We start from the raw sequence: 6,923 nt of genomic DNA, 5'->3' as shown, positions 1-6,923 counted from the left end.
TTGAGCGTCATGCTGCCGATAGCCGCCCCTTCTGGATTCAAAACAATGGTATAGATACCCGCTACCGGCAGGGTCAGTAGGTCTGTCAGGTTGCCTCCCCCCCAACAGCACGCTTGGTAGATAACCCCGTTGCTGGTGCTGGCCGATCCATCCGCTGCGGGCTTGTAGATGAAGACATCCACCCACCCTGTGTAGGTCGAACTGGTGGATTGCAAGGCCACTCGCTGCCCCACGCTGCCGCTGAAGGTAAGGTTGGCATTCTGACCCGCGACTGTGGTCGTGACGGTGACCGGCGGCCCGTCCACCGTGATCGTTCCCGTAACATCCGAAGGAACACTGGGAAGGACAAACGTCATGCTGCCTGTCTGGTTGTTCACCGGGTTGATGAAGAGCGTATACGTCCCCGAGTAAGGAAGTATAGGGGGAGGGTCAATCAGGCTGCCCACGCCCATGCAGCCCGAATACACAGTACTACCATCCGGGCGGGTAAGCTGAACGTTGACACAGCTGGCAAAGCTCATGCTGTTGACCTGCAGACCAACTCGTTGGCCTGCTATGGCATCGAACAGGATCAGGGCTTTCTTCCCGGCACTACCGATGGTCACCGTCTTGGTATCGCCGATCGCTATACGATCCGCCACCTCAATGTCAGATGTTGCATAGGGAGTCGGCACCACGTAGAAATCCTGCGTGCTGACGGCCTTCCCATAAGGCGTTGCCACGGAAACCTTACCCGAGGTGGCATTAGCCCCAATGCTGGTGGCCAAGCTGCTTGCCGTCGCGGACGTGACTACTGCCGGGCGGGTGTTGAACTCTACGTTGTTGTTGTTCGGAACCGTTTGGAAGTGGCTCCCGGAGATGGTCACAGCAGTGCCGACTGGGCCGATGGTAGGGGCGATGCTGGTAATGGCTGGGGCATTCGAATCGGACACGGTAAATGGTGTGCTGCTCGTCGCGCTGCCATTCGGTGTCACCACGTTGATGGGGCCCGTGGTGGCCCCAGCGGGAACCTGGGCAACGAGCTGTGTCGAGCTAGCCGTACTGACGACGGCGTTCGTCCCATTAAATTTGACCGTATTCTGGTTTGGCGTAGTGCTGAACCCCGTTCCAGAGATTGTCACCGTACTTCCGACCGGGCCGTTGTTGGGGGTGAACTCGATGATCGCGACTTGGCCAACGGCGGTCCTCCCAATCGAAACGATATTGCCCAGGGCATCGTAGTTATACGTTGCGGTGGAGCCAATGCCATCAGTGAGCCCGACTAGCCGCCCCAACTCGTCATAGGTCAGGTTGATGGGACCATTGTTGAAGGGGGGATTGACGGTGATCGTTACTGCGGAAGAAGTCGTACTGGCCCCCGCGTTGTCGGTCGCCTTGGCAGTCAGGGTGTAGCTGCCTTCCCCGACATTATTCCAGACGGTACTGTACGGTGCCGTTGTACTGGTTCCCAGCAACGTAGTGCCATTGAAAAACTCAACCTTGGTGACGGTGCCATCCTGATCCGACGCCGTAGCTGTGAGGGTGATTGTAGCAAGTGCGGTAAACGTGGCACCGTTGGCCGGGGCCGTCAGGCTGACCGACGGCGCTTTGTTCGGGCCGGCAAAGACCATGGGAGCGAAGCCGGTGGCCAGCATGAGCGCACACACCAACCGCCACAGCCCCCATCCGGAGAGAATGCCCCACCGCCTCATGATGCGGCCATGACCGTCAGCTCCGTCCCTCCCCCTCACCGGAAGTGCTTGCCAAGCGCATCTCGAGACACAGAGGGAAAACAGCCCAAGAAAAGACAGAGCCATTTGCAAGGAAAGCCAAGTGTCGAATTTCAAATGCGGGAATGTGTGCCAGGAGGCTTCGCTTGCCTTGCGGTCGTCCGTCTCGTGGGTACAACCGCCACTATCAGGCTCGCACAATTGACCATCGGCGTGGGGCGCCATAGGACCTCCCGAATTCTTCGTTCTTTTTCGGACAGCTGGAGGGTGATCGCAGACTTGGCCTGCAAGTATTGACTTAGGCTTAGCCCAATAGAATTTACAAGTCAAATAAGATTGACTAATGAAATTCGGGTATGAAGGAGGCAGTCCATCCCTGTTCTTGGTATCGACGATGCGCCGCCGAAGCCGACGGCATTACGACGATGGAGGAAGGGTTTCACTGCTGAGTGACTTCAGGAAGTCGACCAGATCGGATTTTTCTTGGGGGGTGAGGATCAGGGGGCGCCCAGTCTCAATGCCCCGGTAATAGATTTCCCGCTCCACCGCCTCGAATAGTGTGGGCACACTGCCGTCGTGCATGTATGGTGCCGTGTTGGCCACGTTGCGAAGACTGGGCGTTTTGAACCGGCCAATATCCGCAGGGTTGAACGTGACCATGAAGCGCCCGAGTTCTGCCATCTCCCCGTCACTGATAATCGCCTGGTCCACCGGTTGGCCCCGCCCTCGTGCGACACCCAGTACCATGTCTGCCAGCCGAGGTTCGATTTTGGGAAACCCCACCCCCAGGCGGTGAAATCCGTTATCGGTAAAGAGTGCGTATTCAGGTCCTACGACATGACAGGTTGCACACTGCGCCCGCCCACGGAACAAGGCCAGGCCACGCCGGGCCGACTCAGACAGAGCCTCCCCTTGCCCGGCATACAGATAGCGATCGAACGGCGAGTTGCCGGCAACCAACGTGCGGACGAAGGCGGCCAAGGCTTGAGCAACATGGTCGATCGTAAGGTGGCTAGGACGAATACCAAAGGCGCGCCGGAAATCACCCGGGTAGCGGGTGTTCGCCTGGATGATCCGCAGCACCTGATCATGGTCGGTCAAGCCGTGCTCACGCGGATTGACGAGGGGATCCTTGGCCTGCTCCTCCAGCGAGGCGCGCCGACCGTCCCAGAATTGACTGGTCAGGTAGGCGGCATTGAGTAGGCTTGGTGTATTGCGTGAGCCAATACGCCCGCCAATGCCTTTGGCCAAGGGCCGCCCGTCAGCAAAGGCCTTTTCGGCCTGATGGCAACTGGCACAGCTGATGGAGCCGTCTCCGCTGAGACGTTTGTCGTTGAACAATGTTTTGCCCAACGCAATTTTTGCAGGCGTCTGCGGATTGGCGGATGGTGCGGGCACAGGGGGCAAGCCCAACAATGTCGTTTCTTGGGCTAGGCAAAAAGGGATGACCAAGACAAGTCTGACCCACAGTATCCGTCGCACAAAACAGACCTTGACCATACCCCCCCTCTTTGAAATGCATTTCTCCATCACAAAGTCACAGGGTGCGGACGAGCCGTTTCCTCCCCTGACGTGGCTGGCCAGCCATGCCACTGTTCCCTCATTATCATAGTGCGGCATTCTGGGCCCGGCGTTTCAATAACGATTAGGACTTCGTCGGAATTACGCGGGAGCTGACTCCGCTCCCGCCAGGAAGGTGCTTGATGTAGGAGTAATGACAAAATCAAGAAAGCCATGGCAGACCATGGCAATGCCCCACCTATATCACCATGGCTCCAACTCCTTGTAATTAGCTTTGGTCTGCCTGAAGCTTCCGCATGGACTCGCCCCTCAGCTCGATCCTGTGTGCACTGTGAACCAGCCGGTCCAAAATGGCGTCGGCCAAGGTGGGCTCCCCCAGATAGTCATGCCAGCGATTAACCGGGAGCTGAGCAGTAATCAGCAAGGCGACACACCCCAGCCGATCATCAATGATTTCTAGCAGGTCCTGTCGCATCATCGCCGTCAAGGGCGAGAGCCCCCAATCGTCCAGGATCACCAGTTTCATTCTACCCAGCCCAGCCCGTAGTGTCGGCAGGCTGCCATCCTCCCTGGCGATCTCAAAGGACTCCAGTAATCGGCTAAAACGGTGGTATTGGACAGGGAAACCCTTTCGGGCAGCTTGCTGGCCCAAGGCACATGCCAACCATGTTTTGCCGGCACCGGTTGGCCCAGTGATAATCAGACACTGGTTACGCTGCACCCAGTCGCACCCGAGCAGGGTCTGGAGTTGCTGTCGATCCAGCCCTCGGCTGGCACGGTAGTCAATCGCCTCGGGGGAGGCCAATACTTTCAGCCGAGCTGCTTTCAGTAAGCGTGCAAGTCGCCGATTATCACGAGCCAGACGTTCCGCTTCCACCATCAGGGCCAAGCGGTCGTCGAAGGTTAATGCCTGAAGAGAGGGATTGTCCTGCTGATGCAGTAGGCTTTCGACCATACCGTGCAGCCTAAGCTGGCGCATGATGTCGATGGTCTGTTCAATTAGCATCATCGCTCTCCTCTCGGCTGATTTGCGAGGGCGGAGGGGTCTCGGTGTAGTAGTCCGGACCTCTCACATTGGTGTGAAATGGCAGACTACCCGACCGTTCCAGCCTCTGCTGGCGGCGGTAACGTCCGGTACCCAACAGGGAGCGCACGCTGGCGATGGTCAATGAGCGGATTTCTATCGCCCGTTTGGCAGCCGATTCCAGTTCCTCTGCACCATAGCGACGCGCCAGTTTCGCCAGCTGATCACAGGCATTCAGACTGAGCAAGGGAGATTTGCTGGTTATCTGATGGCAGCTTCTGGGGAGATCAAATGGGCACTTCCGACCCGTTGCAGGCATTCGACGGAGCAAAGAGAAAGACCGCTTTACACCACCAAGCAGTCGCAGTTAGATCGTCGCCAGAAGCACACCCCACGCGAATTGCAATAAGTCCGCGTCTGGCTGCCAGCGGCAAGGCGCTTCGGCTATATTTTAGCCCTCGCCCCGGATGGGGTAACAGAAGTGAAAATTGATCATGACCTACACAAACGTCTGGGCATACCTCAAAAATGTCCCGAATATCGTCGGAATACTTGCCACCTTTGTAGGGGTACTTCTCACCATTGCCGGCTCCCTGATTGCTGCTCTTATTGCCGCGCGGGTGAGCCTGCGAAATGCGAAGAGAACACTTGCCCAGGGGCAAGACACCCTAGCAGTCCAGCGGCTCGTTACCAATCGTGCTACCGCGTCCTTTATCGCAGACAAGCGCCAGAAATGGATTGATGAATTGCGCTCGGATGTCGCCACCCACCTTGCGCAGTCTCAGGAAGTCGTGTGGAAGTGGGACGCACTGCGAGCGAGGATCCAGGAAATAAAGAACGACCAGCTTCTGACAAAAGAGGAGCAGATCCGGACCATGACGTCTGCAAGACATGAGTTCTCGAAGTCGAATGGCGAACTTGATCGACAGCACCAAGAGCGTCATATTCGCTTACGGCTTCGGCTCAACCCCAAAGAGCCAGACCACATCACGTTGCGACACTACCTCAACGACATCCGCAAGAATATGACTGCAGTCGCAAGTGCCCAGGTTCAGGAAATGGGCTCGACAGCGGTGTACATTATCGCGATGCAAGAACTGGTGCAACAGTCGGAGGAATTGACCCAAACAATCCTCAAGACAGAATGGACGCGAGTGAAACAGGAGGTCGCATATCCTGAGGAGACGTTGTCGAAAATCCCTTTGCCTTCAGCCGTGAACTGAACTGCGATACGCCGACCAGCATAAGGACCGGCAGAGCTCGTAGCCCGTGCGAAGCGCATCTGTTGCATGACAGACCCTGTCCTGGCCTTGACTGGTGCGTAGACGGTTCTTATAGACGGCGGTGTGCTTAACCTGGGCATCGGGAGTCACTTGGCAGCATCCCGCCAGGAACGACCCGTCGCCAGCTCGGGAAAAGCACATTCGCTTGTCCGCTTCTCACTACTGAAGGGACATTGACTAAAATTGGCCAGCAGAAGATGGTTCCGCCATAGCAGTAAATCAGTGGGCCTGAGTCTAATTCGATCTCATGTGCAAAATGTTTTATTCATTTTTGATATGCTAGTGGTTTGTCACCATCCCGCTTAACCCCCCCAATGAAACAGACTCTCTGTCCATATTCCGTTAAGCCGCTTGCTGAAATTTCCAATACGAATGGGGAGCATATCCTGCCCTACGCATTCGGCGCCCCAGAGAGTTTCACCGTTCCCGCCGACGAAGCGGAGAACACAAAGATGAACGAACTCATCGACTCCCCTGCAATAAATGACCCGCTCATGCGCTTACTTGCCGCTACGCAGGGAGTTAAATCCCGCTCCGGATTCGTCAGTGCAAAGCTTGAGGGAGTGGTCACCAGTAGCGGTGAGGAGGTGGTAGCGACTCTCGGACAAGCAGGGGTCAATGTCCGCTTTACGAAACCGGTCGATGTTGATGAAAACGGTGTTGTTAAGGGCGTCCGTGGTTTCGGAGACGCCACCGAAAAACTCATGAAGCAATTCCAGCAGGACAACGCCCGCAAAGGCCGACAGGTCGAAGTCGGCGAGACGGTATCAGAGCCGAATCCGCAGCTCTCTCTCAGCTTGGAGGGCAACCTCAAGATCATCCACAAAGAGATCAGAAAAATTGCGTACCTGATGACCGTCTGTATCTTTGGCGACGACGCCATTCAGTCTCGTAGCGGTGAAATTTATCGTGCGGCTATCCACGCCGAAACTGAAGATATGATTCGGGCTACCGGCTTGGGCGGAGGTACGAATATTGACATCATCCCTACTCTGGCACGTGCAAGGCCCAATGAACATGCGCTAACCTGTTTTCGAATGGGCAACAAAATAATTTCTGCGGTAATTCTTTTCGGATCTATTGCCGGCTTCTGCATTACCCCAGCAGATGGTTTTTCGGCCACGGAGCTGGAGGGTGAAGTAGTCATCATTGATGCTAGGACGAGCACGCTAACCCGTACCCCCTACAATAAGTGGCTCTTGGAATACATACAGACACAAGAGTTCGTGCAGGCGATGGCTAAGGCAACCAACATGCAGGCACAAAAGAAATGATAGTTCTGTTAGCCAAGATACGGACCTACAAGTCCAGTTTCTGAATGTCAAGTTCTCCTCTAGTAGCCGACATCGTCTCAACCGGGGAGATCGTTCATTAAGACCGACAAGC

General features: G+C 56.0%; 6 protein-coding genes. 2 read left to right on the top strand and 4 right to left on the bottom strand.

Translation table 11 applies throughout. The features are described 5' to 3' along the window. From B9N72_RS12265 to B9N72_RS21095, 4 genes are all read right to left on the bottom strand, one after another. On the bottom strand, positions 1–1,634 hold a 1,634-nt coding region (locus B9N72_RS12265; RefSeq protein WP_143477824.1), incomplete at its 3' end, for an Ig-like domain-containing protein. Between the two features lie 492 nt (positions 1,635–2,126). Beyond that, entirely contained in the window at positions 2,127–3,209 is a 1,083-nt protein-coding gene (locus B9N72_RS12260) for a cytochrome-c peroxidase (protein WP_085276684.1), read from the bottom strand. A gap of 289 nt (positions 3,210–3,498) precedes the next feature. Next, complete coding sequence (gene istB, locus B9N72_RS12255; protein WP_085276683.1) at positions 3,499–4,236, bottom strand: IS21-like element helper ATPase IstB; 738 nt, start codon at positions 4,234–4,236, stop codon at positions 3,499–3,501. Further along, complete coding sequence (locus tag B9N72_RS21095) at positions 4,226–4,501, bottom strand: hypothetical protein (protein WP_159453041.1); 276 nt, start codon at positions 4,499–4,501, stop codon at positions 4,226–4,228. The genes istB and B9N72_RS21095 overlap by 11 nt, the downstream gene beginning before the upstream one ends. Before the next feature lie 247 nt (positions 4,502–4,748). Between B9N72_RS21095 and B9N72_RS12250 the strand changes: the two genes are divergently transcribed. Both B9N72_RS12250 and B9N72_RS12245 read left to right on the top strand, forming a co-directional pair. Continuing rightward, the gene (locus B9N72_RS12250; protein WP_085276679.1) at positions 4,749–5,477 is read left to right on the top strand and encodes a hypothetical protein; all 729 of its coding nucleotides are present in this window, start codon (positions 4,749–4,751) and stop codon (positions 5,475–5,477) included. A gap of 512 nt (positions 5,478–5,989) precedes the next feature. Beyond that, positions 5,990–6,811, top strand: a complete 822-nt coding sequence (locus B9N72_RS12245; protein WP_159453040.1) for a hypothetical protein — start codon at positions 5,990–5,992, stop codon at positions 6,809–6,811. The last annotated feature ends 112 nt before the right edge of the window (positions 6,812–6,923 follow it).

It is taken from the genome of Pseudogulbenkiania subflava DSM 22618, from assembly GCF_900177275.1.
Taxonomy (GTDB): Bacteria; Pseudomonadota; Gammaproteobacteria; order Burkholderiales; family Chromobacteriaceae; genus Pseudogulbenkiania; species Pseudogulbenkiania subflava.
Note: the sequence above shows the minus strand (reverse complement) of the source record. Positions and strands in the feature narration are given on the sequence as shown.